Origin of the sequence: Acinetobacter sp. ANC 5378 (assembly GCF_013004315.1) — a bacterium.
Taxonomy (GTDB): domain Bacteria; phylum Pseudomonadota; class Gammaproteobacteria; order Pseudomonadales; family Moraxellaceae; genus Acinetobacter.
This window is the reverse complement of sequence record NZ_JABERK010000005.1, coordinates 15199-40926: the sequence shown is the minus strand read 5'-3', so window position 1 is coordinate 40926 and position 25728 is coordinate 15199. Positions and strand designations below refer to the sequence as shown.

General features: G+C 38.8%; 33 protein-coding genes and 1 pseudogene. 21 read left to right on the top strand and 13 right to left on the bottom strand.

From position 1 onward, the window contains the following. Nucleotides 1-3 precede the first annotated feature (3 nt). From HLH16_RS00950 to HLH16_RS00910, 9 genes are read left to right on the top strand one after another with little or no spacing between them, the layout of a single operon-like run. A complete protein-coding gene (locus HLH16_RS00950) occupies nucleotides 4-336 on the top strand; it encodes a hypothetical protein (protein ID WP_171527867.1) in 333 nt (110 codons plus the stop codon). Between the two features lie 18 nt (nucleotides 337-354). Then, the gene (locus HLH16_RS00945) at nucleotides 355-579 is read left to right on the top strand and encodes a helix-turn-helix domain-containing protein (protein ID WP_171527866.1); all 225 of its coding nucleotides are present in this window, start codon (nucleotides 355-357) and stop codon (nucleotides 577-579) included. 22 nt (nucleotides 580-601) lie between these two features. Then, nucleotides 602-1504 carry a hypothetical protein gene (locus HLH16_RS00940; protein ID WP_171527865.1) on the top strand — a complete coding sequence of 301 codons (903 nt, stop codon included), beginning with the start codon at nucleotides 602-604 and terminating at the stop codon, nucleotides 1502-1504. Next, a complete protein-coding gene (locus tag HLH16_RS00935) occupies nucleotides 1504-2226 on the top strand; it encodes a DNA translocase FtsK (RefSeq protein ID WP_284729900.1) in 723 nt (240 codons plus the stop codon). The genes HLH16_RS00940 and HLH16_RS00935 overlap by 1 nt, the downstream gene beginning before the upstream one ends. Continuing rightward, nucleotides 2213-2779 carry a DUF262 domain-containing protein gene (locus HLH16_RS00930; RefSeq protein ID WP_171527863.1) on the top strand — a complete coding sequence of 189 codons (567 nt, stop codon included), beginning with the start codon at nucleotides 2213-2215 and terminating at the stop codon, nucleotides 2777-2779. Before HLH16_RS00935 ends, HLH16_RS00930 begins: the two co-directional genes overlap by 14 nt. Further along, nucleotides 2769-3422, top strand: a complete 654-nt coding sequence (locus HLH16_RS00925; RefSeq protein WP_171527862.1) for a hypothetical protein — start codon at nucleotides 2769-2771, stop codon at nucleotides 3420-3422. Before HLH16_RS00930 ends, HLH16_RS00925 begins: the two co-directional genes overlap by 11 nt. Beyond that, entirely contained in the window at nucleotides 3419-3619 is a 201-nt protein-coding gene (locus tag HLH16_RS00920) for a hypothetical protein (RefSeq protein ID WP_171527861.1), read from the top strand. Before HLH16_RS00925 ends, HLH16_RS00920 begins: the two co-directional genes overlap by 4 nt. Continuing rightward, nucleotides 3619-3825, top strand: a complete 207-nt coding sequence (locus HLH16_RS00915) for a hypothetical protein (RefSeq protein ID WP_171527860.1) — start codon at nucleotides 3619-3621, stop codon at nucleotides 3823-3825. The genes HLH16_RS00920 and HLH16_RS00915 overlap by 1 nt, the downstream gene beginning before the upstream one ends. An 8-nt stretch (nucleotides 3826-3833) precedes the next feature. After that, a complete protein-coding gene (locus HLH16_RS00910; RefSeq protein WP_171527859.1) occupies nucleotides 3834-4958 on the top strand; it encodes a phage integrase Arm DNA-binding domain-containing protein in 1125 nt (374 codons plus the stop codon). 316 nt (nucleotides 4959-5274) lie between these two features. On the opposite strand, the gene fumC is transcribed toward HLH16_RS00910, so the two are convergent. Then, the gene (gene fumC, locus HLH16_RS00905) at nucleotides 5275-6669 is read right to left on the bottom strand and encodes a class II fumarate hydratase (protein ID WP_171527976.1); all 1395 of its coding nucleotides are present in this window, start codon (nucleotides 6667-6669) and stop codon (nucleotides 5275-5277) included. A 119-nt stretch (nucleotides 6670-6788) separates the two neighbouring features. After that, the gene (locus HLH16_RS00900; protein ID WP_171527858.1) at nucleotides 6789-7796 is read right to left on the bottom strand and encodes an SDR family NAD(P)-dependent oxidoreductase; all 1008 of its coding nucleotides are present in this window, start codon (nucleotides 7794-7796) and stop codon (nucleotides 6789-6791) included. A 71-nt stretch (nucleotides 7797-7867) separates the two neighbouring features. Here HLH16_RS00900 and tusD point away from each other — a divergent pair, with 71 nt between their 5' ends. The 5 genes and pseudogenes from tusD to HLH16_RS00875 form a co-directional block, all read left to right on the top strand. Continuing rightward, the gene (gene tusD / locus HLH16_RS00895; RefSeq protein WP_131287247.1) at nucleotides 7868-8236 is read left to right on the top strand and encodes a sulfurtransferase complex subunit TusD; all 369 of its coding nucleotides are present in this window, start codon (nucleotides 7868-7870) and stop codon (nucleotides 8234-8236) included. A 43-nt stretch (nucleotides 8237-8279) separates the two neighbouring features. Next, nucleotides 8280-8630: a hypothetical protein gene (locus HLH16_RS00890; RefSeq protein WP_131287249.1), complete on the top strand. Its 351-nt coding sequence runs from the start codon at nucleotides 8280-8282 to the stop codon at nucleotides 8628-8630. 5 nt (nucleotides 8631-8635) lie between these two features. Next, nucleotides 8636-8935, top strand: a complete 300-nt coding sequence (locus HLH16_RS00885) for a DsrH/TusB family sulfur metabolism protein (protein WP_250850203.1) — start codon at nucleotides 8636-8638, stop codon at nucleotides 8933-8935. Between the two features lie 13 nt (nucleotides 8936-8948). Continuing rightward, nucleotides 8949-9260 carry a TusE/DsrC/DsvC family sulfur relay protein gene (locus tag HLH16_RS00880; RefSeq protein WP_131287338.1) on the top strand — a complete coding sequence of 104 codons (312 nt, stop codon included), beginning with the start codon at nucleotides 8949-8951 and terminating at the stop codon, nucleotides 9258-9260. Between the two features lie 44 nt (nucleotides 9261-9304). Then, a pseudogene (locus tag HLH16_RS00875) lies at nucleotides 9305-9520 on the top strand (LrgB family protein); the annotation flags it as partial. A 17-nt stretch (nucleotides 9521-9537) separates the two neighbouring features. Here the strand turns inward: HLH16_RS00875 and HLH16_RS00870 are convergent. The 6 genes from HLH16_RS00870 to HLH16_RS00845 all read right to left on the bottom strand — a co-directional run bounded on the left by HLH16_RS00870 (nucleotide 9538) and on the right by HLH16_RS00845 (nucleotide 14573). After that, nucleotides 9538-10293, bottom strand: a complete 756-nt coding sequence (locus tag HLH16_RS00870; protein ID WP_131287252.1) for an adenosylcobinamide-GDP ribazoletransferase — start codon at nucleotides 10291-10293, stop codon at nucleotides 9538-9540. 5 nt (nucleotides 10294-10298) lie between these two features. Next, complete coding sequence (locus HLH16_RS00865) at nucleotides 10299-10919, bottom strand: histidine phosphatase family protein (RefSeq protein ID WP_131287254.1); 621 nt, start codon at nucleotides 10917-10919, stop codon at nucleotides 10299-10301. 29 nt (nucleotides 10920-10948) lie between these two features. Further along, nucleotides 10949-12004: a nicotinate-nucleotide--dimethylbenzimidazole phosphoribosyltransferase gene (cobT, locus tag HLH16_RS00860; protein ID WP_131287256.1), complete on the bottom strand. Its 1056-nt coding sequence runs from the start codon at nucleotides 12002-12004 to the stop codon at nucleotides 10949-10951. Beyond that, nucleotides 12004-12522 (bottom strand): bifunctional adenosylcobinamide kinase/adenosylcobinamide-phosphate guanylyltransferase, encoded by a 519-nt coding sequence (cobU, locus tag HLH16_RS00855; RefSeq protein ID WP_131287258.1) that lies wholly within the window; start codon nucleotides 12520-12522, stop codon nucleotides 12004-12006. The genes cobT and cobU overlap by 1 nt, the downstream gene beginning before the upstream one ends. After that, nucleotides 12519-13148 (bottom strand): 2'-5' RNA ligase family protein, encoded by a 630-nt coding sequence (locus HLH16_RS00850; RefSeq protein WP_171527857.1) that lies wholly within the window; start codon nucleotides 13146-13148, stop codon nucleotides 12519-12521. Before HLH16_RS00850 ends, cobU begins: the two co-directional genes overlap by 4 nt. 195 nt (nucleotides 13149-13343) lie before the next feature. Further along, nucleotides 13344-14573, bottom strand: a complete 1230-nt coding sequence (locus HLH16_RS00845; protein WP_171527856.1) for an MFS transporter — start codon at nucleotides 14571-14573, stop codon at nucleotides 13344-13346. Nucleotides 14574-15151: 578 nt separating this feature from the next. Between HLH16_RS00845 and HLH16_RS00840 the strand changes: the two genes are divergently transcribed. The 3 genes from HLH16_RS00840 to HLH16_RS00830 all read left to right on the top strand — a co-directional run bounded on the left by HLH16_RS00840 (nucleotide 15152) and on the right by HLH16_RS00830 (nucleotide 17225). Continuing rightward, nucleotides 15152-15508 carry a hypothetical protein gene (locus HLH16_RS00840; RefSeq protein ID WP_171527855.1) on the top strand — a complete coding sequence of 119 codons (357 nt, stop codon included), beginning with the start codon at nucleotides 15152-15154 and terminating at the stop codon, nucleotides 15506-15508. 355 nt (nucleotides 15509-15863) lie between these two features. Beyond that, entirely contained in the window at nucleotides 15864-16082 is a 219-nt protein-coding gene (locus HLH16_RS00835) for a hypothetical protein (protein ID WP_067722770.1), read from the top strand. A 393-nt stretch (nucleotides 16083-16475) separates the two neighbouring features. Then, nucleotides 16476-17225, top strand: a complete 750-nt coding sequence (locus HLH16_RS00830) for a Hint domain-containing protein (RefSeq protein WP_104852550.1) — start codon at nucleotides 16476-16478, stop codon at nucleotides 17223-17225. 62 nt (nucleotides 17226-17287) lie between these two features. Here HLH16_RS00830 and HLH16_RS00825 read toward each other — a convergent pair whose 3' ends face one another. The 3 genes from HLH16_RS00825 to HLH16_RS00815 form a co-directional block, all read right to left on the bottom strand. Further along, nucleotides 17288-17446 (bottom strand): YHYH domain-containing protein, encoded by a 159-nt coding sequence (locus HLH16_RS00825; protein WP_250850202.1) that lies wholly within the window; start codon nucleotides 17444-17446, stop codon nucleotides 17288-17290. 490 nt (nucleotides 17447-17936) lie between these two features. Next, complete coding sequence (gene ybaK, locus HLH16_RS00820; RefSeq protein ID WP_171527974.1) at nucleotides 17937-18404, bottom strand: Cys-tRNA(Pro) deacylase; 468 nt, start codon at nucleotides 18402-18404, stop codon at nucleotides 17937-17939. A 321-nt stretch (nucleotides 18405-18725) separates the two neighbouring features. Continuing rightward, nucleotides 18726-18836, bottom strand: coding sequence for a hypothetical protein (locus HLH16_RS00815; RefSeq protein WP_086194801.1), 111 nt, complete (start codon nucleotides 18834-18836; stop codon nucleotides 18726-18728). Nucleotides 18837-19257: 421 nt separating this feature from the next. On the opposite strand from HLH16_RS00815, the gene HLH16_RS00810 reads away from it, so the two are divergent. Continuing rightward, nucleotides 19258-19608, top strand: coding sequence for a DUF3147 family protein (locus HLH16_RS00810; RefSeq protein ID WP_171527854.1), 351 nt, complete (start codon nucleotides 19258-19260; stop codon nucleotides 19606-19608). A 194-nt stretch (nucleotides 19609-19802) separates the two neighbouring features. On the opposite strand, the gene HLH16_RS00805 is transcribed toward HLH16_RS00810, so the two are convergent. Next, a complete protein-coding gene (locus tag HLH16_RS00805) occupies nucleotides 19803-21023 on the bottom strand; it encodes an alkane 1-monooxygenase (RefSeq protein WP_171527853.1) in 1221 nt (406 codons plus the stop codon). Nucleotides 21024-21215: 192 nt separating this feature from the next. Here HLH16_RS00805 and HLH16_RS00800 point away from each other — a divergent pair, with 192 nt between their 5' ends. Continuing rightward, complete coding sequence (locus tag HLH16_RS00800) at nucleotides 21216-22139, top strand: AraC family transcriptional regulator (protein ID WP_171527852.1); 924 nt, start codon at nucleotides 21216-21218, stop codon at nucleotides 22137-22139. A gap of 1 nt (nucleotide 22140) precedes the next feature. Here HLH16_RS00800 and lpxB read toward each other — a convergent pair whose 3' ends face one another. After that, nucleotides 22141-23337: a lipid-A-disaccharide synthase gene (lpxB, locus tag HLH16_RS00795; protein WP_171527851.1), complete on the bottom strand. Its 1197-nt coding sequence runs from the start codon at nucleotides 23335-23337 to the stop codon at nucleotides 22141-22143. Nucleotides 23338-23563: 226 nt separating this feature from the next. Here lpxB and HLH16_RS00790 point away from each other — a divergent pair, with 226 nt between their 5' ends. Both HLH16_RS00790 and HLH16_RS00785 read left to right on the top strand, forming a co-directional pair. Beyond that, nucleotides 23564-24454: a sulfite exporter TauE/SafE family protein gene (locus HLH16_RS00790; RefSeq protein WP_171527850.1), complete on the top strand. Its 891-nt coding sequence runs from the start codon at nucleotides 23564-23566 to the stop codon at nucleotides 24452-24454. Between the two features lie 126 nt (nucleotides 24455-24580). Continuing rightward, on the top strand, nucleotides 24581-25672 hold the full coding sequence (locus tag HLH16_RS00785) for a 3-deoxy-7-phosphoheptulonate synthase (protein ID WP_214646585.1): 1092 nt from the start codon (nucleotides 24581-24583) through the stop codon (nucleotides 25670-25672). The last annotated feature ends 56 nt before the right edge of the window (nucleotides 25673-25728 follow it).

Sequence of the window (25728 nt, the reverse complement as noted above, 5' to 3'; positions counted from 1 at the left end):
ACAATGCATGACGCAAGTATTGAACAAAAGGGTTTTAACTACCTTAACCACCTACCCGATCCCATCAAACCGATGGGGTCAATTGACCGGGCAATGAGAAAGGCATTCTTTGCTTTTCTCCTCAATGATCAGTACCGCATTTTAAGCGTCTGTAAAAAGAAAAAGATTGTGACCTTGGTGCACCCTACCCGTGGTCAGGTCACGATCACCGCTTCAGAACAACTAAATGCTGAAGGTAAAAAGCGTTACCAGGTGTTTTTTAAAGTTTATTTCAAAAGGGGTTCAGCTTTTATCGACCAGCTGAACAGCCAGATTCAAATTCGCGTCGCAGCATAAATTAAGGGGAATACAAGCATGGCACAACAAAATTTATTAACGATCGATAAGCAAGAACTTGAAGTTATCGTTGAAAAAAATAAAGGGGATGCATTTCGCGCTGTAGTTGAGCAGGTTGAAGCGCAATTATTGTCGATGACTTTGGTTCAGACACGTGGCAACCAGACACTTACTGCAGAGGTACTAGGTTTAAACCGGGGCACGCTGCGTAAAAAATTAAAAAATCACGGCATGTTGAACTAATTTTCTATTCTGGACTCCGCTCATGACTAATCTTAAAGATTTAAACAGTTTAAAAATGGATAAAAACCTTGGCAAAGTACTTGATGCCCTGGTTAATGACCCATTTGGTTTATCTGCTGCACAAATTGCGAACAATTCCAAAATGTCGTTAAAAACCGTTAAAAATTGCCTTGCTGTCTTAATGCAAGATGAAAAAATTCGCTTAGATAATTTAGGTGTATATCACACCATGCAAAAAGCCAATGAGGTAGATGCTGCGCCAGTAACTCAAAAGGCGACGCAATCGGTTGTCAGTGCACAGACAGGCAAGGTAATGGAAGTGGTTAAAGAGACTATTAAAGTTGATGCCCCTACTCCACCTACACAGTCCATTAGTGCTGAAGGCTTTGACGCCAAAATCACGCCAACTAGCTTGCTTGGCATTATTCCAGTCGCACAGCCTCAGGCAGAACAGCAACCAGTGAAAGCTACAGATGATAAGAGTAAGCCAATCAAGGTGCGTATTCTCGATTTTATAAACAGTCACTGCTTACTTTCATTTAATGGTGTTACTTCATTTGAGATTGCTCAAGAACTCGAAATTACTAAACGCCAGGCTGATAACGCTTGCTATGCCCTGCAGAATCAAGGCTGCTTAAAGTCAGAAGGCGAAGCAGATAGTAAGCAATATTTTTATGTTCAGGATATTCCGCGTAAACGTGCAGAACCATGTATGAAAAAAACTCCGAAATTGGCTAAGACCACCGCTGCCTCTCCTTTCGATGGCTGGATCGAGCGTCAAGTCATTGAGACCCAGACTGTAAAGCTGACCGAAGAACAATTGGAAGAAGTACTTAAGCATGTATTCAACATGGATCAGGTCACTTTCCTGACCCCGCTTCCAGATCCTTATGTGGTGGAACTCAAAATGGAGGTGGTTCGTTGATGGATATTTCAGAACAAGATTATCAAAAAGCTGTTGCTGTTGTTATGGATTGCTCAAGTGGTAGTGTTTCAAATCTACAGCGTAAATTGTATTGGGGGTATGCTCGCGCAGCTGCTGCTATTGATCGCATGCAAGAGGAATTTATTGTTAGCCCAATGTCTGCATCTGGAAGACGTGATGTTTACCCAAGCGATATACATCAGTTATGGAAAGACCTTAATGCAGCCAAAGCTCAAGCGGTGCCGGAATGGAAAGACTACACAGTTGAATCTCCGCGCACTGATGGTCGGTATCAAATCTTCGCCAATGGTGAGCAGTTTGCGGCAGATTGGGAATCGCCTTACGGATTCTCAAGTGCAGAGGATGGAGCAGCATTAATTCAGGAATTAATCACTCACTGGTCTGTGTTGGGTGGTGATCCAGTGATCGAAGCACAGGAGCCGGCACCTTTAAAACTTGGTGATCTAGTTGAGCCTATAGACCATCGATACACGCTAGCCAGTGGTTGTGAACGCTACCCATATGCATATGTTGTGAATACAAACCCTTTTCAGCTTATGTCGGAAGAAGGCGATATGTATTGGTGTTGCACTGTTGAAGCAGGTGGATACAAGCTTATCAAATCAAATGATCAATTACCGGAAGCCGTATCCCTCAGAATGATTAGAGAGGGGTTGCTTGCACCAGTTGAAGCACAGGAGCAAAGTCATGAAAATGGGTGAATTCAACACTCTAATCAAACCGATAGAGCGACCATTGCGTAGTTTTCATTGTGGTTTTGATTATCTTGAAAAATGGATTGTAGCTGAAAGCGAATATTGTGCGGATGGGATTGATTTTAACTCTGATTTTCAGCGCGGCCATGTTTGGACAGAGCAGCAGCAAGTTTATTTTTTAGAAAATGTACTAAGAAGAATTGTGGATGAGAGTGGCTTAACCATTCGTTTCAATAATCCAGTTTGGAGTGAAACTAAATTAACAGGTGATATGCCTGATCAAACTGTTTGTGTTGATGGGTTGCAAAGATTAACAGCTATTCGCAAATTCATTAAAGGTGAATTAACCGTGTTTGGAATCAAGCATGATGACTTGCCAATGCGTGTAATTTTGCGAGATCTGCGAATCGTTATCCAGATGTATGACTTTAAGTATAAAAAGGATCTACTCAGATTTTATTTGGATATTAATAGTGGTGGAACAGCTCACACAGATAATGAATTGAATCGAGTTCATGGTTTATTAAAAATGGCACAGGAGCAAAGTCATGAAAAATAGATTTTATCTTGCTTGCTTCCGCGACAATGTTGGCTCTAATGTGAGTTTTCAGCGCAAAGAATATTCTGGTTATAACACTGACATAGATCAGGCGCATGTGTGTACTTTGGAAGAAGCTCAGCATCACTATAACTATGCACGTGAATATGACCTACCAATCTCAGCAGATCATGTTGATGCATTGGTTGTTTGGAAGGTTGATCATCAATACATCCCTACTGAAACACAACCTTTCACGGATATTCACAATACGTACGTGGCTTTCAAAAAAGGCTTATGGGATGGAAATGATGTTTATTGGTTAAATATCGATAAATGCAGCACATCAACTGATTTTGATGATACTTCAATATTTGGTCACTCAGTCGCTAAAAAATTAGATTCAAGCTATGTGGTTATTCCATTTAACTTGGCAGACAAAGCAAAACGTCGCACCTTTGATTTTAAAAAGTTAAATAAGCGAACCATGGTTTCTGGTGCTGGCCTTAAAACCCCTGAACATTTGAAAAAAGTTAGTCGCAAAAAAGAGGATACTAAAACTCGTTTTAATTGTCCTGAATGCGGAAAAATCAATTGGCAGCACAATCCTTATGATTTTGAGGGATGTAACCACTGCTGTCATGGATGGAGAGAATCAGCATGATCAATCTTGAATTAGCAAAAGACATTCGTGAATCTCTGGCAGCTCGAAAAATTGGCGGTACTGGTATTGAGTTGAATAGTGAAGAAGCTGAACTTGCGTATGAAATTTTCAACGATTACATCATGCGGAATGATGAAGCAAGTGTTGATGCAAAGTTGCCTTTTGAAGTAATCCAAATTTTGAAGGAGACTCCCTGATGGCCTGCCTTATCAAGGTATCGGAATTTATTAAGCGCGTGTATGGAGAAAAAGATTCAACCCCTCCTACTCCGCAAACCATCACACGTTCTTGCCGTCGTGGTGAATTGCCGGCAGAACAAAAAGGTAAGCTTTGGTATATTGATTGGGATATATATCAAAAACAAACTGGCGATGATCTTATTGATCGAGTACTGAATAGCTGAGGTATGCCATGGCACGACCACGCGCTAAAAGAAACAAAGACTTGCCACCCAATCTGTATCGTAGCGGTAACAATACTTGGCGTTATCGCCATCCTTTAACTGGTAAATATCACGGTATGGGTGATGATAAAACTAAAGCAGTGAATGCAGCTCGAAAGCTTAACGATATTTTAACCCCAGCAACCGATCTAGTATCGGTTGTAATGGGTGAAATAACTTTTGGTGAATTTTCTCAAAAGTTTTTAACTGAAAAACGTCGTAAAGATGGCCGGCCACTCGCTGACAACACAGTAAGAAGCTATAGCCATAGTTTAAATAGATGTACTGAGTGGGAAAATGTTGCACTTTCATCCATTACTTTGTTTATGGTTAATAAACTACTTGAGAGTCTACCTGCATCAACAAGTATTGAAACTCGTAGTTTACTCATTCAGATCTTTGATTTAGCAATAAGTAAAGGGCTTGTGACCGATAACCCTGCAGCCCAAACTATTAAGCGATATCGAATTAAACAGCGTAAACGCCACACATTGGAAGGCTTAACAGCTATTCGAAATGTATCACCTCAGTGGCTTAAAAATGCAATTGATTTGGCAATGCTTACAACCCAGCGGCGCATAGACATTATCAATATGAAATGGACTGATATTCAGGATGGTCATTTACATGTTGCACAAGAAAAAACCACAGATGATCCAGAAGATGAGTTTGAATTATTAGAAGGTGCTGGGTATGTACGGATTAAAATTAATGATGAATTACAGCGTGTTTTAGACCGCTGTAAAGATAATGTTTTAAGTCCATACATTATCCATAGGGTACCGAAAGGGAAAACTAAAAACCGTGGCCAAACTAAGGATCATTGGACACAAATAGAAGCTCAATACGTTTCTAGGGAATTCTTGAATGCAAGCAGAGCAGCCAATGCTTATCCTGAATTGAATGGTCGCCAACTGCCAAGTTTTCATGAAATTCGAGCCCTCTCAATTCATTTGCATAAAAAGGCGGGGAAATCAGCCCAAACGTTAGCCGGTCATGCAACAGAAAGAATGACTGAAGTTTATGCATCAGGACATGAGATTATTTGGAATGATGCGGATGTTGGTATTGATCTACCATTTAATGCAGATTGATCGACAAAAAATTAAAGCCACTCTTATAAGTGGCTTTTTTAATTGGCTGAACTGCCTGAAAAACTATCTGCAAAACTATATTGCAACTCATTGTTTTCTATAATATCTATAATTGCTATTTTTCCTATATTTTACAGGAATATTAGCCCCCTAATTTACATATAAAACAAAAGCTTAGATTAATTAAAAATGTATTTTAAATAAACATCAAGCATAATCAATCATCAGCAGTTAATTTCTCGCTATATTGTACGCATATATGCCTCAGATAAAAACCACTGATGATCAATAGATCAGTGTTCAAGCCTTTAGATGCTTATTTCACGTTAGCTGAAACCATATTTTCAGGGATCACCACAGCATCAAACTGTTCTGCTGTCACCAGATTCAATTCAACCGCAACCTGTTTTAAAGTCTTACCTTCTTTATATGCGGTTTTTGCCACTTTTGCTGCATTTTCATAGCCGATTACCGGATTTAAAGCGGTGACCAACATGAGCGAGTTATGCAGGAAATAATCAATTTTTTCCCGGTTTGGTTCAATACCCACAGCGCAATGATCATTAAAACTATTACATGCATCACCCAGTAATTGAATCGATTGCAATAAGTTAAATGCAATCACTGGCATAAATACGTTCAACTCAAAGTTACCCGAAGCTCCAGCGACATTAATTGTCGTGTCATTACCCAATACTTGAGCGACGACCATAGTCATGGCTTCACTTTGGGTCGGATTAACCTTGCCTGGCATAATGCTTGAGCCGGGTTCATTTTCAGGAATCCGAATCTCACCAAAACCACAACGCGGACCACTGGCTAACCATCTAATATCATTGGCAATTTTATTTAGACTGGCTGCCAATGTTTTCAAAGCACCTGATGCAAATACCGCAGCATCACGCCCTGCCAAAGCTTCAAACTTGTTCGGTGCAGTGACAAAAGGTAAATCGGTTAAGCTTGCCAATTGTGCCGCTGCTTTTACGGCGTAATCAGGATGTGCATTTAAGCCAGTTCCGACTGCCGTACCGCCTAAAGGCAACTCATATAAGCCCAATAAGGCATAATGTAAACGTTTTAAGCCATGATCGAGCTGCGCCACATAACCACTAAATTCTTGCCCCAACGTTAACGGCGTTGCATCTTGTAAATGCGTACGTCCAATTTTCACAATGTCCGAAAACTCTTTCGACTTTTCATCTAATGTATCGCGTAAACGTTGTACTGCTGGAATGAGCAGTTCATTGATCTGCAAGCTTGCTGCGACATGAATAGCCGTTGGAAAAGAGTCATTGGTCGATTGTGCACGGTTCACATGATCATTCGGGTGTACTGGTTTTTGCGAACCTAAAGGATTGCCCAGTTTTTGATTGGCAATATTGGCAATCACTTCATTACAGTTCATATTGCTTTGCGTACCTGAACCTGTTTGCCACACCACCAATGGAAACTGTGCATCCCATTTCCCAGCAATCACTTCTTCCGCTGCATTGACAATATAATGTGACAATTCATGCGGAATTTGATCTAACTCGGCATTGGTGATGGCTGCCGCTTTTTTTACCAGACCCATGGCCCGAATCATGGATCGGGGTAAGCGTTCTTGCCCAATTTTAAAGTTTTGCAAACTACGCTGTGTTTGCGCACCCCACATTGCTTCACTCGGAACTTCAACATCGCCCATGGTGTCGTGTTCAATACGTGTCTGCATCATCAACCTCATTTCCATGTAGTTTTATAACTTTCGCTAATTCAACTGTTTTGACATATTTAATGATCTTAATCAAACATTTTACAATTATAAATGATTATTATTTACATAAATTTTCTTTAACGTCCTTTTAGGGTTTGCTGATAAAAGCGCCAGGAATCTTCTATGATTTGGGTAATCGTGCGTTTAGGCTGCCATTTTAAAATTTCATGTGCTTTCCCTGCAGTTGCCCCAATCTGGTCTAATTCAGCATAGGCATAAAATGGTGCATCTATGGTTTTAATTTCGCTCTTGGTGACTTTGGCGACTTCACTCAGCAAAGCGCGAATCGATATATTCTGCCCTGCAATATTAAAAGCATCACAGGTATAGGGCTGAGTTCTGAGCCACTGTAAAGTCGCTATAATCGCATCACAACAATCCAACACATGTAAAAAGCTGCGTTCAACGGTGCGGTCCAAGGTCTGAGCTTGCTGACGTAACTCGATATAGTCTCGTTGCTTGGCTGCAGCTTGCAGTGCCAAGGGAATAATATTTTTAGGCAAGGGTGCAACAAACTCGCCTAAAACAGCATGTTCAAATGCACCCGAAATATTACTTAATCTCAAGATCGCAATTTTCCACTCACTGTCTGTGAGTGCGGTATCTCGTATGATTTCTTCTGCCATTTGTTGCGACTTGATATAAGGATTCGGATAAGAATAGTTAAAAGGTGTGTCTTCTGACAGGGTCGAACTTGACTGTCCATACACCGCCAAACTGGATAAATGAATTAAGGTTCTTACTCCAGTGCGCTGCATGGCACGCAGCAAACTCATAATGCAACTGACATTATCGTTATAGTATTCCAGCGGCTTAAGTGCTGATTCTTCAATTGATTTAAAGCCTGCGGCATGAATGACCGCTTCTACAGAATATTGTTCAAAAACTTTGTTTAAAGCCGGTGTATTTCGAATATCAATTTTGACAAATGGCACATACATGCCTGAAATATATTCAAGTCGTTCTAAGGTTTGTAAATTTGCATTGGATAAATTATCGACAATAATGACTTCTTGCCCATGCGCCATCAGGCTTAAAGCAATATGTGAACCTATAAAGCCTAAACCACCAGTCACTAAAATCATTGTATACTACCTTTTTCTTATGAAGTCTGGATGCATCAACATTGGATTGGGCATTCCTCAAGTGAATTTCAATGAGTACCTTATTACTAATTACCTCCGCTCCGACCTCGATCTATGCTTGGCATGCCCTTGGTTTAGCACAGGCTTTACACGCTAAAAACCAAGCATTTCGCGTTTTTTTCTATCAGGACGGTGTTTCTGTTGCGAATGCCTTACAGTGGACTCCTGATGATCAACGTCATCTGACTGAAGAGTGGCAAAAGTTGGCCATTCGTTTGCCGGTTTGTGTCAGTGCTGCATTGGCACGTGGTATTACCGATCAGGAAAATGCAAAACGACATCAAATTAGTCAACAAAATCTTGCTCAAGGCTTTGAATTGGTTGGACTGGGTGAACTTGCCGATGCCGTCCAATCAGCACAACGTCTGATTCAATTCTAAGACGTTATTTTTTGGAATTTGTTGCTTTTAAAAGGTAAATTGTGTGAAATCTGTACTCGTTATTTTAACTCAAGCCAATCTTGCCAATTTACAAGTGCATGAAAGCTTGTCTGCCACCATGGTGCTGGCGACTTTCGGCTGTGAAGTCAAAGTCTTGCTGCAAGATGCAGCTTTAAGTTTACTCAACTCAGAACTGCAATTTGAACAGCTTAAACATGCCTTCAAAGTAGCATCCAATATGGTCGATAGCTTTGAGTTTTATGACCTCACCCCTGTGTTAGTGGAAAAGAAAAATCAGCACGCTCACTTTGTGACTCAAGCTCAACAGGATATTGAATTTGTGGAGCTGAATAGTGAGTTTATTCAAAATTTTGATTTTGTGCTGTACTGGTAAAGATGATGAGTGAAATAATCATGTCGAATAAAAGCTTATATTTAGTGCAAAGTAATTTTTCAGCGACCCCATCGGTACTGACAAAACTCGAACAACTCTACAGCCCTGAAGATAGCGTGATTTTAATGGGTGAATCGGTATTACAGTTTCAACAGCCTTTCTTGCAACAATTGAATTGCCTCTATGTATTGGAAACTGATGCTGAAATTTTGGCAGGACAAAAAACTGAGAATATGAAGATTATTTCTTATGCCGAATTTGCAGACATTTGCCTGAACCATACCCGTTGTATTCGTTTGAACTAATTTGAGATTAATGATGAATTTAGAACTCGATCAAGATGGTCACTTAGTCGATTACACTATTTGGAATGAAGAAGTTGCTCAAGAGCTAGCAAATACTTTAAGTTTAGAACTTACAGCTTGGCATTTTGAAGTCCTGCATGCGGTACGCCAGTTCTATCAACAGTTTGGTCATTCACCTGCGACTCGCCCCTTGATTAAATTTCTGATGAAAACGGTCAGTTCTGACATTAATAATGCAGTGTTACAAGACAAATTTAATACTGGTTTGGTGGCACGTCATTTAAGCCGTTTGGCAGGTATTCCTAAACCACCGAATTGTCTATAAATAGGATTGATCCAGGTTTAAGACTGGATTTTATGTCGTTCTAAATAGCTGGTGTGATCAGCTCATTTTATTTGGCAAAGTTATTCAGCTTTAATCAAGAAACCACTTATAGCTTAATGGCACGTTCTATTTCGACACCCTTTGCCATGGAACTGACTTCAAATATTGGCGGTTTGGTTGAACTGGTAATTTTATTTACCATGATTACCGGTATTGCGGGAGTGGCCATGGCAGATATGATTTTGCTGGCTTTAAAGCTTAATTGAAGCAAAAATATTTAAAGCCAAACCACAGGTAAATAAAAACTCAATATCACCAAACACAACAGACTCACAGCCTCACAAATTTCAATACTTGCTCCGACTGTATCACCAGTTATTCCACCAATTCGCTGAATAAATTTGTAGCGTAAATAGATTAAGATGCTTATAAATATTATTGCAGTTAAAATCCCCGCCCAAGAAAAATATGCAGATGCAACCAAACACAATATAAATAGAATCACTGCGCCCGTTTTAGGAATAAATTCTGCGATTGAAGATCCTAAACCTTTTTCACGCACGTATTGGGTAGTCAAAAATAAAAATAAGGGGGCTAAACGACCCAATATCGGAAATAAAATCAGCGCAGAATAGAGTTGTTTTTCTAACAATACATACAGTGCTGACCATTTAATCAGACATAGGATAATTAAACTTAAAACCCCAATAGGACCACAACTCGGGTCTTTCATGATTTTTAATGTGCGCTCTTTATCGCCAAAACCACCGACCCAGGCATCGGCAGTATCAGCTAAACCATCAAGGTGTAAACCACCTGTCAACCAGATCCAGACCACTAAAATCAAACTGCTTAGCAAGATTACCGGCAATGCATGCAGCAGCGTGGCAATAGCAAATAAAATTACACCAATCATCAAGCCAATCAGTGGATAAAACAGTAAAGATTGACCATTTTGCTGTGTGCTCGGCATTTCTTTCAACTGAACAGGAAATGTCGTTAAAAACTGCAAGGCAATAAAAAATGGTGTCATTGCTGTTATTCCTTGAGCAAATGAATTGAAGCATCTTCATGAATTGCAAAGGAATTGAGTTGTCCTAATTCTGCAGTCATTTTTAAAATATCATCCAGTGAGTGATTTAAAGCGATACATTTTAAAAGTTTAATCACACCGCCATGCGTCACCACTAAAGCATGCTGCCAACCATTTTCCAGCATCTGTTGTTGCATTTTTTCCAGACTATTGCAGATGCGTTGATAAAAATCCTGCATATTTTCTGCATTCGGCGGACTGAATATAGTCGGTTGTTGCCAAAAATTCGCCAGTAATTCAGGTTCATTTTCATAAATCATTTGGATGGATATACCTTCCCAATCGCCAAAATGCATTTCTTGCAAACCTGCATCGTAAAAGATAGGTCGTTGCTTTTGATCGGCGACCGATTCTGCAAATAAACGGCAGCGTTTTAAGGGCGAACTAAAGATCACATCCCATTGCACCGATTTATGCATAGAATCGGGCTTAACTGCATGCCAAGACTGATCTATGGTCTGCTGCATCTGCGACCAACCCAATTCGGTTAAGTCATCATCTGTAGAACCGCGCAAGGTATGACTTAGAGTCGTTTCACCATGGCGAAGCAGATCAATCTTTAACATGTTCAATATCCTGTTGAATACTTTTAAGATTAAACCTTTTCTCCAATAACGGCTGCTTCTGCAAAAGTGGCCATGTTGTTATGCAGACTGCACGCCAGTTTAATCACGCCTAAAGCAGCTCCTGCACCACTACCTTCGCCTAAACGCAAGTCCAGTTTGAGTAATGGATTTTTTGCATTCAGTTCCTGCAATAAACGCTGATGTCCATATTCAGCCGATTGATGTCCAAACAGCATCCACTCACGGACTACAGGATTTAAACGTACCGCTACAAGTGCTGAAACTGTGGTTATAAAACCATCTACCAGCATAGGCAAACCGAGCTGTGCACAGCGAATATAGGCACCCGTCATTGCTGCAATTTCTAAACCACCGACCGAGCAAAGTGCTTTAAAGACATCCTGAGCAACATAATCTTGGTGTAAAGCGATGGCTTGGTTAATGACATTTTTTTTATGAATTAATTGTTCTTCACGAATACCCGTACCTACACCTGTGAGCTGTTCAGCAGGTTCATTCAGTAAAAAACAGGCAACTGCTGATGCAGAACAGGTATTGCCAATGCCCATTTCCCCAGCAACATAAATAGATGCACCATAAGCAACGGCATCTTCTACGCTTTTACATCCCAGATTCATGGCTTCAATACACTGCGCTTCAGTCATGGCAACGTGTTTGGCAAAATTTGCTGTTCCCGGAATAATACAATAACGTTCTACGCCTGCATATTCATAGGCATCACCCACAGAACCACAGTCAATGACTTGTAATTTGGCATTATATTCTTTAGCAATCACGCTGATACAAGCGCCGCCCGTGGTGAAGTTTTGTAGCATTTGGCGTGTCACGGCTTGTGGATAGGCAGAAATATTTTCTTCCATTACGCCATGATCACCAGCAAAAATCGTAATCCAAGGCTGGTCTACATTGGGACGTGGATTGTCTTGCAAACTTGCCAATAGCACCGCGGTATTTTCAAGTTCAGATAATGAGCCTGTTGGTTTGGTCAGTTGTAATTGATGTTCTTCAGCCAGTTTTTTTGCTTCCGCACTTGGCATTTTACACGCATCCAACCACCAGTTCATTATTTCTCTCCTTTTAAAATCATGGGAAAACCTGCAATACAAAACACCACTTTATCGGCAATTTGCCCTAACTGTTGATGCAAACGTCCCGACTCATCAACAAATTTACGGCTAAGTTCACCCATCGGGATCACGCCCAAACCTGTTTCATTACTGACTAAAATAACGTCTGACTCTAATATCGGTAAAATATCCAGCAGCTTTTGGCATTGGTGCATCTGTAATTCAGGATTTTCATGCATCAATAAATTGCTCATCCACAAGGTCAAGCAATCGACCAGAATCACTTGATTAGGTTGATCCAGCTCGATTAAACAATTGGCTAAATATAAAGGTTCTTCAATTACAGTCCAATGTGCTGGACGTTGTGCTTGATGATGATGAATACGTTGCTGCATTTCGGCATCGAATGCTTGTGCGGTTGCAATATAAGTTACATTAAGATTTGAATCTTTTGCGATTTGTTCCGCAAGGCGACTTTTACCAGAACGTGCGCCACCTAAAATGAGTTGCATCATACGTCACCCAATTGAAATTGATGAAATGGATAGAGCTGACCTTGCAATATTTTTGCGTTATATGTGCCAAAAGTCAGTTGATCGACTGGAAATTCAAAGCTTTTTTGTTCAATGCTGTTGATACGATTAAAAATTAAATCGCTATTAAAATCTTGATGATACAAACCTAAAGTAAGATGTGGACAATAGTCGAGCGGTGCAATTTCATCGCAACTTTGTCCGAGTAAATGACGCAATTTTAAAAGGATGCCATTTTCATCAATAATTTCGACAAATAAGGCACTTTCAAAACTGTTGATGCGACCTGTTTTTAATTGAATTTTATTCTGAAAATCATTTGTTAAATGTTGAATATGTTGATGCATCTTTTCAATGCAAAAATCATCATCCCAAACTGGGTTTTGCTCGGTGAGAAAACCACAAATAAATAAAGTAATGTGAAATTGACGGGTATTGGGCGTGTATAAAAAATCTGAAAAAACCGAACGCAGCTGATTTAAATACTCTAATAATTCTGGATGCTCAATTTCGATATACCATAACGAAAAATGCTCGCGTTCGCGATGCCATTCAGGATAATCCCCTGCAAGTGTAGGAACAACGGGCGTAGAAGGCTTTAAGAACACACATCAAATCACTTTAAATTCAATCACCTTATTAAAGCATGAATAATATTAATTTTCTCGAGGTGTTGATTTAGTAATATTCAACCAACAATGAATTATATTCAGCTTTTTCATACTTAAATCGTGTCACAAACTTCATTGCTTTATCAATAAATCCCCAGCCACCAACTTAGAACTATAACCGCATAAAGAAAATCACACCGGAACTGAAGATGGCTGCATATTCTTTTGATAACACAGAAAATAAACAGCGAGCAACATAAACATGATCATTAATAAATAAAATGGATAATCGCTATGCCACTGATACAAACCGGTACTGATCAATGGACCAAATACAAAACTTAAAGCTTGGGTCGCAGTACAAAAACTGGCAACTTTAACCTGTAGATGCTGTGGTGCAGATTGGGCAGCACTTGTAGTAAATGCCGGAGTAAGACAAGCCACAGCAACACCATATAAAACATAAGCACTTTGGAAAATATGAATATGTGTGGTGAGAATGGAGATCAGCAAGCCAAGCATCATGCACACCAGCCCAATCCACAATAAGCACTGCACAGACCATTGTAAAAACTTGGAAATAGCCGTTTGCATAATCACTAATGATATTCCGGCAATCAAAGAACATTGGGCAAAGTAAATTGCACTCTGCTGAGTCGAAATTTGAAATTGATCTTGTATATAAAAACCTGCGGTGAGATTTAATGTGACAATCGCAATATAGAGACTAAATCCTAATACAAACCACCCCATACTGTTCCGCAAAGAAAATGCTTTATGGTGGGTGAATATCGTATTTTCAGTGGGTATAACCTGCTCAGAAATATGAGAAACATCAGCTTCTTGGCGATCAAATTTCAGTACAACATAAAGGCTAATTACAGCAAAAATAATAAAGGCAGCCCATAACGGCGTCAGCATGCCCCAAGCCAATAAAAGCGTCGTTAAAAATGGTCCAAGCACCAAACCTGCACTATTTAATGCTCCAAACTTGGACATGGTCTGGCTGCGATGTTGTTCTGAGCTATATTTGGTCATGACATAGGTTTGTAAAGCGATTTGTGGCATCGCCATAAAAATGCCCATACTTGCCCGAGCCATCAATAACAAAGTAAACAGCAGCATCGTAGCAAGATGATATTCAAGACCATAAGCCAAAACTGCAGTAAATAAGCCCCAAGTGAGGGTCATACCGATAAAACCAACACTTAATAAACTATAAATACTGTATTTATTTTGCTGCTTAGAAATGTAGATCGCCCCGATCGCCATCAATAATGCACCTGCCGAAATCAAGGCTCCACCTTGCAGTTCGGTCATTTTCATTTGACGAACCAAAGGTGCAAGTATGGGCAAAATCATCGAGAAACAACCACCATTCGCTAGGCTTGCAGCGATAAGAATCTTATTGTTTTGATTCATTATTCAATTTAACCAAATTTTATTTTTATACACGCAACAATAGCAGCTTAATGAATTTTGTCCATTTTATATTCAACTCATATTTTTTGTTTTTTAACGGGTTAATAATTTTCAACAATCATAAAATTTTCAAGTTAGCTGTGACAAGTGATTCCAAGTTACTCAGCGTGCACACGAATTAAATTTTAAAATATTGTTTTATATAATTAATTTTTTTATATATTTTAAATGTACCGTAATATGTACTGTAAAAAATAAAAGTGACTAGGATTCTAGTCTATTTTTAGATAATTATACCAAATAAAGCATAGGTGACACGCCTCAATTTTCGGACAGGCTTTTAAGTGCTTGTCAGCAACTGAAATTTGATAGCTTAATTATTGTGTATTCTTCTTTGTTGCTGTTTGCAGTAACATAGCAAAAACATAGAGAAATGGTTTTTTTGGTGGCTCTTTTAGTCTGTACAGGGATATATAAAATATCGAAAAAACTTTAAGCTTTTAATTAATTGATCATCTCTTGACCGCTTTAAAATAAATAATCAATATAGATATACTAAAAAATACAGAGAATAACTGATGATAGATTTAACAAAGATTGTAAAAGATACAATTGGAGCAGAATCATTCTATCCACTAGAAAAAATACAAAATGCAATTTTCAGCTGTGATTCAACAGATATAAATTTTGCTAAAGACATGCTAAATACGTTCAAAAGAAATTATGAAAAGTTGAATCAACAAATTAAGAATGAAGATTTTTATGATGATTACTACTTTGATATTGAATTTAAAACTCTTTTTTTAGCAATAGACAGGTTGTATAGCTTATTAGGTAACAGCCAGTCTGAAGAAGATCGACTAGATGCTACAATATATCAATCATATATTAGAAGCCAAGATAAACACCTAAGAGCAGCTCTTGAAGAACTATAAGCTAATGCCTCTGTCAAAATCTCATCTGAATGATCTTTATCTTTAATAAAGTTTTTAAGTACTTCTGCATGCATCGCCCAAGTATCAAAGTCCTTCATTTGGATCTGACGGACTTCAATATCAATATCCAAAATAGGAAATTTAATACTTCGATTTGTTGCTAAGAAAAAATCATTCATGATGGAATCTCGGGGAAAAATTTAAGCATTAAAAAAGCACCATGAGGTGCTTTTCTTTTGGCGTTAAAAAACTAAAGTGGTTGATATTCCATAAATGCATATGACATGGTTTTTCTCATAAATCAGTTTTATAATATAAAGGTGACACTTTTATTTTTTGCTATTTAGGCTTTTTCATGAAAAACAACTCCTCATCAGATGACTCAGAATCAACCGTTTTAGGTTGGAAATTCGTTGCCATAGTTGGTGCTATAACCACTATCTTTTTTACTTTTCTATACTTAGCCATGACCAGCGACCCAGACTATATGCCTAACCGCAAACCCAAGGCAACAATCCAAGAAGCTGCCCCAACCAGCACCCCCCAACCACAAGAAAAAACCACGCCTGAGTAATAAAAGAGCAAACAACCACAAGTTCTACATATAAGCGGCATTAAAAAAGCACCCTAGGGTCAAGCCCCTCTGAAAATTGGTTGATTTTTTGAGGGGTTTTATTTTTATAAATGAAATAATTTTAATTGTATCAAGTAGTTATATTGGCTCTATTGCCAAAATCTTTGTTTGATATTTGAAGATTAATTTATCTGCGGCTCTACCAATTAAAAAATCGAACTAATATCCATATCTCATCTATCAAGATGAGCATAAAATATCTCGAAAAATAAGGAAATTTAGATATAAAGAATTTTCCGTTACAATTTGAATGCTACATCTTTTTCATAATCAATAGCCTCTAACATAAAAAGATCATTTGTTCTTAGGGTATTTATTTTTTTTGGCATTTTTATGGGTGATAAATTGAAAGAAATAACAACATTTACTGGTTGTTTTATTGCCGGAACTTTAATCCGTGTTCAAAGAAATCTTGATTTACCACATATAATGTGGAAACAGATTGAAGATATTCAAATCGGAGATTTAGTTTTATCAAGACCTGAAGATGGTACAGATATTCAGGAGTATAAGCCTGTAGTTAATACTTTTAAACTAGATAAAAAACCAGTATGGGTACTGCGTACTTTAGAGTTAGTGGCTGATTTTATTAACAACCCAACTCTTTCTTCCGAAATTATTGCAACAGCTAACCACTCCTTCTGGGTATGTGGCATTGCTTCAATTGCTGGAGAGTTAGATAGTTTAGTATTAACTCAAGGACGATGGAGCCGCCTTGATCAGTTAAATAATGGCGATGTTGTTCAGTCAAATAATAAATATTTTGTCGTGTTACATGCAACGCAATTATATCAAACAGAAGAAGCGCATATTGCATGGGCGTTAGACCCTGAAGGCGATGGCTATGGTTCAGCTTTTGATTTGAATACTATTAGAGAAACAGGAAGGATAAATGGGAAGTTTGCTTATAATTCTTATCATTCTGAGAATGAACAAGGAGAAAGTGAATATATTCCATATCTCGCTGATGTCTATAATTTTGAAGTTGAAGATTATCATACCTACTATGTCGGGACACGATCATTCTGGGTTCACAATACCAATTGTGGGGCATTTACGAACCCAAATGACCAAGTACCATAGTCTCTTTATTGAAAATTTATCAACCAATTTTCAGAGGGGCTTGCCCTAGGGTGCTTTTATTATTAATGGCAGTGTCGTGTTCCTGTACTTCTTTCATTGTGACATCCATCACTAGCTGTGCGACCACTATGCGAATAAGCTATAGTTACAACCAAAGTTAAAAGCACTAAAGCTATAATCTTGTTCAAAATATCCCTACATTTTAAATGTATAAGATTCATTTATAGCTGAAGCAGGTTATTTATAAAGCATTAAAAAACCACCCGGAGATGGCGAGAGTGTGGTTTTTATTCAAATAAGCATCGCCGCATAAGTCTCTCAATTTCAGTAATTGCAGTCATTAATAAATCTCTTTTCTTGCGATAACTTCCTAAAACACTACCCGCCAGGCTTGCATCTGCTTTAGCCAGATCAAGTTGAAGTGATAATTTGTTGTGAATATTGTTATAGCTTTGGTCTTGTAAGCGAATAAATTCTCTTGTTTCAAAGAATGCCTTAACTAATGCCCATCGCTACGGCAATAGGATTCACAGTACGACCGCTTGAACTTGTGTTGGTATATAACCATGCTCCAAATTGCAGTAACCATCCCTCTAAATCAAAACGTGACCCTTAATGCGACTTTTGTTATTTTAAGGGAATAGGAAAAGTGAGTAATAATGTGAGTAACACATAAAACCATACTCAAATTAATAGTGTTAAATCACATGATTATTCATCAATAATATCGGCAAATTTAGCACCTAAAACCCGAGCTAGATCATCAGGCTTCACCCCTATATCCAACCCTCTTCTTCCACCACTGACATATATCTTGTTCAATAACGCTGCAGACCCATCAACTACCGTTTTTAATCGCTTTTTTTGCCCGACTGGACTGATCCCACCCACCAAATAGCCAGTTAAGCGTTCGGCATCTTTAGGATCTGCCATATGTAATTTTTTAGCCCCTACTGCTGCCGCTATTTTCTTTAAACTTAATTGATGTGCAACAGGTAAAACAGCGACATAGTAAGTTTTATCATCGGTCACCAATAAAGTTTTAAAGACTTCTTTGACTTCTAAATTTAACTTTTCAGCCGCTTCTAGTCCAAAACTTTTTGCATTTACATCATGCTCATATTCGTGGATAGAAAATTCAATTTTATTTGATTTTAAAACTTTGCAAGCAGGTGTCATTTGTCGATGATATAAAAAATGGAATAAATAAATTATATGCTTTTTCAAAGTCAATGTTTAGCATGCTTAGGCTATTTTAATCTTATTAACTCATCTCTAGAACACTTTGTCTGAGAATCTAAGTGAGTAAATATCCATATACTAATTTGTATTTGAAATTATGAGAATAAAACTATTTAAATAATTTGATATTTATTATTAGGTTATGAATAAAAAATACAATAAAAACTAAAGCTTCAGTTTTCACTCAACCTTGAAGCTTCTATATTTCTTGTTGGAAGCTCTCCCCCCAAGGCAGAGCCCCTATGACTTCCTGACCATTTATAAAAAATATTCCCAAATGACGTAACCTAAACCGAATCCGATGAATGAATAAAGTGTAATGATGAAGAATACAAAGCTAGCTTTATTTTTCTTTTTTAAAAAATTCATATTGATCCTCAAGGCTTAGTCTAAATTGCATCATATTATTGCACTAATTTAGAGCATATTAAACATTAATAATTTCAACTACGATAGTACAGGCAATACAATGAGCTTAGCTGCAATACTAATTTGTCTTTAGATGCTCTTGTCTGGATTCGAGACGAGAGGAAATAGCCCTGAATCTTTACGAGCTAAAACTTCCACATTAATTAATAAACCAACCAGGTCATTTTAAAATTGGGTTGTCGCCTATTTCTCGCTCAGACTTAAATTTTTAAGTCATTGATATTTAAATTAATATACAAGAATTACAGCGGAAACACTCTGACGAATGGAATGGACATCAGATCCCTACTTTTTTGACTTCTTGTAACAAATATACTGCTAAACAAACTATAAAATAGGATTTTGGCTATAGGACATTTCCATGGCTTGGCTTATCACTAAGTACGCTATCACGGCAGGTATGATTGTACTTATTTCAGAAGTTGCTAAACGTAGTGACCGCTTAGGAGGACTAATTTCAGCCTTACCTATCGTGACGGTACTTGTGCTGATATGGATGAAACTTGAGCATCAAGATCCACAAAAAATTTCAAATCATGCTTGGTATACCTTTTGGTATGTGGTGCCGACCTTGCCTATGTTCTTAGCATTCCCCATACTTTATCAGCGTTATGGATTTTGGCCATCTATAGCCATTTGCTGTGTAATGACTGTTCTTATCTTCATTTTATGGGCTGCTGTATTGCGACATTTCGGCATTGATCTACTGTAAATAAAAGAAGGGCCATTATGTTAGTTTTCCTAAAATCAACATAATACACGCTATACGGAATGTAATTAAATTGTCATATAAAATCAGTACAATACGATATTGTAAAAAGCCCATTCACCCTCGAATGGGCTTTTTTAATGATTTATCAATTAAAGACGTATTCAAAAAATCTTAAATGTCCAGCTTATTGCCCGTTATTCTTTATTTAACAGTCGATCAAGCACGCCAAATTTTTTGAATATTTTCGCACGGCGTTTTGAATGAATATTGGCTTTATTTAAATCGCCCTCGTAATGGTCAAATACACGTTTATCCATCATTTTAAACCATAGCGATGGAATTAAAGCCGGCAATAACATGGTTGCATAACCACTTGGCAGTTCAGGCGCTTCATCAAAATTACGTAGCGCCTGGAATGGACGTGTAGGATAGGCATGATGATCTGAATGGCGCTGTAACTGGTACAAAAACAAATTGGTGGTAATGTTATTATTATTCCAGCTATGTTCTGGCATAGTACGCGCATATGAGCCATCTGGTTTTTTATCACGCATCAAACCGTAATGTTCAATATAGTTAATAATTTCAAATAAACTCACTCCGTAAAAAGCCTGTGTCGCCAAATACGGAATCACATCCTTACCAAACAGCTTCAACATGGTGGCATGAAAACCTGCACTCATCGCCCAGCCTTGAAACAGTTCATTTTCCTTACTAAAGAAAGATAAACCTTTGCGTTTTAAACGGTTCTTTTCAATTTCAACTGCCGATTTAATACCGCCAAATATCGTTCTTGGCCAAAACTCATAAAAGGTTTCCCCCATTTTAGACGATGCCGGATCTTCAGGTGTTGCCGCACGTTTATGATGTCCATACGGATGCTCTACCCGAAAATGGTTGTAAAACAGCGGCATTAATGTGGCATGAGAAAGATAGTGATCTTTTTTATTCGGACGGTGTGATAACTCATGGGCAGTATTGACCCCCACGCCATTAATTGCTCCCATAGAAATCCCTAACAGGATCTGATCCAGAAAAGAGGTTTCTTTACGACTCACCACATAGCCTGCAAATAGATTGGCGGCCATTTGCAAAGGAATAAACAGTTTCACAATACGGTCGTAATAAGGATCGTTCACTAATGAGGTAATTTGGTCATCACTTGGATTGTTACTGTCCTTGCCTACAATGGCATCAACACTGGGAATAATCACATGCAGCAATAGAGGACCACCTAAAGCAAATATTTTTTTCGTCGCCTTTGGACCAAACTGATAGCCTGCCAAAATCCCCATGCCAATCACAGGTAAACCCGGGCTTAATAACCACCAATAGCGTTTTTTATCGAGGGCTAAACCTGAAGCAGTTGGTAGGGTTTGAATTGGTGTTCGATTTAAATTTACTGGTGCATTCATGCTGGCGATCTTCCCTATTTTTTGTTCTACCGTTATATTTCTAGAAATGGGCCATCAAGAACAGTTTTAAACGTCCAAAAAAGCTATGCAAACGTCCTTGGCATCAATAGCCAATATTTGACCTGAAAACACATGCTTGAGTGAATCGAAGCTTTTTATAATTTTTATTAGATGATGACAGAACGATAATACATGGATGCTTTAAGTAAAATTTTTGATGATATTCATCTAAATAAATCTGAATATATTTATTTAAAACCACAAGGTGACTGGGCATATTCGTATCAGGAACAAGATGCCATGATTGGCTATGTGGTTCTGGTGGGCCATATGACCATTCAGCTTACTCCACACACCCAACTTCAGGTCGAAGCGGGTGATCTGGTGCTGATCCCTTCAGGGCAAAATCATTCTTGCCACAGCAGTCATAAAAGCAATTTAGTCGAAGCCTTGAATATCACCGAACTTTTTGATCAGAAAAGACAAGAGACCATTGAGTTTGGAAGTACCAGTGGTGAACCTGCGCTCATTTTAGCGATTCGTTGTCATATTGATACCATTATGGCGCGGCCTTTACTGAATGCCCTGCCCGACTATATTCATATTCACCATATAACTGGCAGTACCGTACCGGAATGGCTACAAATTGGCTTACATTTTTTGGCGGTGGAAGCCTATCAAATTCGTCCGGGTCGCGACAAAATTCTCGATCATCTGGTCAGTATTCTATTTATTAAATGTGTACGCGATTATATTGCACAATTACAGGATTCCAATAACTGGCTCAGGGCTTTGGCGCATACCGAACTGGCGAATGCTTTGGCTGCTATTCACGGTAAGCCTGATCAGGCCTGGACGGTAGAAAGTCTGGCTGAACAATGTTGCATGTCCCGTTCCAAGTTCGCCACCTTATTTAGCAATATCGTGGGTGAAACACCGTTGGCGTATTTACAGCAATATCGTTTTCGTTTGGCCTCACAGCATTTACGTGAAGGGCAATTATCGATTCAGCAAATTGCCCATCGTGTCGGTTATTCTTCAGAAACAGCCTTTAGCCAAACCTTTAAACGACTGTTTGATTTAACCCCTAGCCAGTATCGGCAACAATTTCAGTAAATTATTCTGGATTTGATGTATTCACCGGATTTAAGATGTTCAAAATGGCTTGAACAGGATCTTCACTATTTCCAGAAAGCAATTTCTTGTGCATGGTGATGTGCTGCATCGCCTGAATCTGTGCAGTTTCAATATTCATCAGTTTTTCAATTTCAACAGCCAAATTTTCCGGCGTTGCATCACTTTGAATCAATTCCCGAATGACTTTTTTACCAGCAATAATATTGGGTAAAGAATAATAAGGAATTTTAATCAGGAATTTGATCACCACATAAGTCAGCCAGTTCAACTTATAAAATGTCACCATCGGACGATGCAATAACATCGCCTCTAAAGTTGCAGTTCCTGATGCTAACGCCACAATATTTGAGGCATTCATGACCTGACGACCAATTTTAGATTCCGTATCTGTATTTTCCATCAAGCAAACTTTAGCGACAAAATCAGCAGGATACTGTTTTAGCAATGCTTCAATCTGCTGCTTGCGTGCATCATTAATCGCAGGAATCAAAAATACATATTCAGGGTGCTTTTCGCTCACGATTTTGGCTGCATCCAGCACCAATGGACCGAGTCTTTCAATTTCACCACGGCGGCTGCCTGGTAAAAGTGCAATATGTTTATGTTCAACGTTTAAGCCAAGTTCTTGCTTGGCCTCAATCAGTGGGTTTGTGAGCGGCAATTGACTTGCCAATGGATGACCGACAAAAGCAGCGGGTACATCAAATTGCTTATAAAAGGCTTTTTCAAACGGAAATAAACACAGCACCAAATCAATACTGGCTTTAATGCCATGTACCCGTCCCTGACGCCATGCCCAAACTGAAGGACTGACATATTGCACAGTTTTAATCGGCAGATTTTTCTGTTTTAAGCTTTTGGATAAGCGCAAATTAAAGTCCGGTGCATCAATCCCCACAAATACATCGACCGGATCTTTAGTCCATGTATCGACCAGTCCATCACGGACTGCAAACAGTTTTTTAATATCTTTTAAGACTTCAACAATCCCCATCACCGATAAAATATCCATCGAATAATAGCTTTTAAAGCCTTCTGCAATCATTTGCGGACCACCAATACCTTCAAATTCGGCATCAATTCCTTGCTCACGAAAACTACGGATGAGTTTAGCACCAAGCGTATCTCCAGACACTTCCCCAACCACGATACCGATTTTAAGCTTCCGATTTTGCAAGTGTTTATCCTCAAATTTTTTAAAGTTTAACATAGCTGATCTTTCAGATTAATCATGATAGCGGTGCAAAGCTATTTTTTCTCATCAGAAATGAGGCTTTATCGTCTTACCTGATCAATGCTATTTTCTATTTCTTTTTTTAGAATAAGTAAATCAATAATCAAGACAACGACTTATATGGAAAAGTCATAACATATGCACGTTTTTTGATATTTGGCATATAACCATGTTTGGTCCACTCGAATTTATTTTAGCAGGTGTTTTGGTCGGTTTCTGCGTTGGAATTACAGGTGTTGGTGGAGGTTCATTAATGACTCCCATCCTGATTAGCCTGTTTAGAATCGAGCCACATATTGCCATTGGAACAGACTTACTGTATGCCGCAATTTCAAAATTCTGCGGTTCAATTGTCCATGCAAAAAAAATGAATATTGTCTGGCCGATTGTCCTTTGGCTTGCTGTGGGTAGTATTCCCGCTTCGTTTGCAACCCATTGGGTTTTAGAAAATTACCTCAGTCATTCAAGTAGCTATAAAGCTGTTTTGACCATGGTCTTGGGCTTTATGTTGACCCTGACCGGTATTTCTATCGTGTTCCGCAGTCACATTGAACGCTTCTTTAACAAGTTCCGTAAGGATGTCCCTTTGGATATGACGCAGGATTTGGAAAAGGTGAACCTGCAAGCGAAAGACAAACGCGCTTATATTATCATTATGGGTATTGTACTTGGCGTATTTGTGACCCTTTCTTCAGTCGGTGCAGGTGCGTTTGGTATCATGGCGCTTGTGCTGATGTTCCCGAATTTACCGATGATCCGTATTATCGGTTCCGATGTCGTCCATGCAGTTCTTTTGACTTTAGTCGCAGGGCTTGGACACATGAGCTCGGGTAATGTAGATTTACATTTACTCGGATGGTTATTGGTCGGTTCAATTCCTGCAATTATCGTTGGAACTTTGATCAGTTCCCGCCTGCCAGAAAAAATTATCCGTAAGATTCTCGGTATTACCCTATTCGCATTAGGCATGAATTTCATGCTTCATCCGGTCAAAGCAAAACCTGTAGAAAAACCGGCTACAGCGCAAGTGATCATTATTGAAAAATCGATGAAAGTTTAATTTAACTATACGATTCATCACTTTTTTTTGACCTATATATTGATCTTTTTTATAACATTGTGAACATACATTCGTGTTATATTCAGATTGAAAATAAACTTTTGTATGATCGAACCAGTGACGGCAATGAATACACTACAGTCAAAACCTATTACACAATCTGACATCGACGACGTGAATGTGCAAAGCATTCAGCCTCTTGTAACTCCAGCTGAATTAAAAAAAGAGTTGCCTCTGACTGAACATGCCTATCAAACCGTCCTTAAAGGCCGTGAAACTATTCGCAATATCTTGGATGGCAAAGACAAACGTCTATTCGTGGTCATTGGTCCTTGCTCGATTCATGACACGGTTGCTGCACATGAATATGCGGATCGTCTCAAAGTTTTAAGCGAAAAAGTAAAAGACACCCTTTATATTGTAATGCGCGTTTATTTTGAAAAACCGCGTACCACGGTAGGCTGGAAAGGTTTAATTAATGACCCTGACATGAATGACTCTTTCAATATTGAAAAAGGTCTTCGTATTGGTCGTCAACTTTTAGTTGAACTGAATGAAAAAGGATTACCGTGCGCTACTGAAGCACTTGATCCGAACTCACCGCAGTACTACCAAGATTTAATTTCATGGTCAGCGATTGGTGCACGTACCACCGAAAGCCAGACGCATCGTGAAATGTCTTCAGGCTTATCATCACCTGTCGGCTTTAAAAATGGTACAGATGGCGGTTTAACCGTTGCGACCAATGCCATGCAATCGGTGAAACACGGTCACAGCTTCCTCGGTCTAAATGATCAAGGTCAGGTTTCAGTCATTCGCACCAGTGGTAACCAATATGCACACGTAGTTCTACGTGGTGGTAATGGCAAACCGAACTATGATGCAGGTTCTGTTGCAGAAGCTGAAAATGCTTTAGCGAAAGCCAAAGTCAGCAACAAAATCATGATTGATGCCAGCCATGCCAATTCAAACAAAGACCCGTACTTACAACCGCTGGTATTGAAAAACATCACAGAACAAATTCTGGATGGCAACAAGTCGATTGTTGGTCTTATGGTTGAAAGTCATCTTAAAGGCGGTCGCCAGGATATTCCTGAAAATCTGGATGATCTTGAATACGGCAAATCAGTGACTGACGGCTGTATTGATTGGGAAACCACAGAAAAAGCCCTGCTCGATATGCATGAAGCACTCAAAGACGTTTTATCAAATCGCTAAGAGATTTAAAACGCCATCTAACCAGATGGCGTTTCTACTTTAAACCTTAGGAAAAA